The organism is Pseudomonas sp. Choline-02u-1 (assembly GCF_002836515.1).
Taxonomy (GTDB): Bacteria; Pseudomonadota; Gammaproteobacteria; order Pseudomonadales; family Pseudomonadaceae; genus Aquipseudomonas.
Genome location: NZ_PJBC01000042.1, coordinates 1 through 478, shown reverse-complemented (window position 1 = coordinate 478; position 478 = coordinate 1). Strand labels below are relative to the sequence as shown.

Sequence of the window (478 nt, the reverse complement as noted above, 5' to 3'; positions counted from 1 at the left end):
TGATAACACCGGCCTGACCCTGACCGCGACCAATAACATTGTCGAAGGCGGTCAGATCACTTACACCGCGACACTGACCAATCCGGCACAAACCCCGGTGACCGTCACCCTGTCGAACGGTTCGACCATCACCATTGCAGCCGGCGAAACCGTTGGCACCGTCAATGTGCCGACAGCGGCCAATGACGTTTACAACAATGGCAGCACGGTAAGCACAACGATTACTGGTGCTACCGGCGGTAACTTTGAAAATCTGGTGCCGAACGCGACACCAGCCGTTACCACCATTACCGACTCGGTCGACAACACCGGCCTGACCCTGACTGCGACGAATAACATCGTCGAAGGCGGCCAGATCACTTACACCGCGACGCTGACCAACGCCGCTGGGTCGCCAGTGACCGTGACCTTGTCGAACGGCGCCGTAATCACCATCAAAGCAGGCGAAACCACCGGCACCGCAACCGTTCCGGCACCA

General features: G+C 58.6%; 1 protein-coding gene. It reads left to right on the top strand.

Annotation, left to right across the window (positions count from 1 at the left end):
* On the top strand, window positions 1-478 hold a 478-nt coding region (locus CXF97_RS14010), incomplete at both ends, for an immunoglobulin-like domain-containing protein (protein ID WP_157830893.1).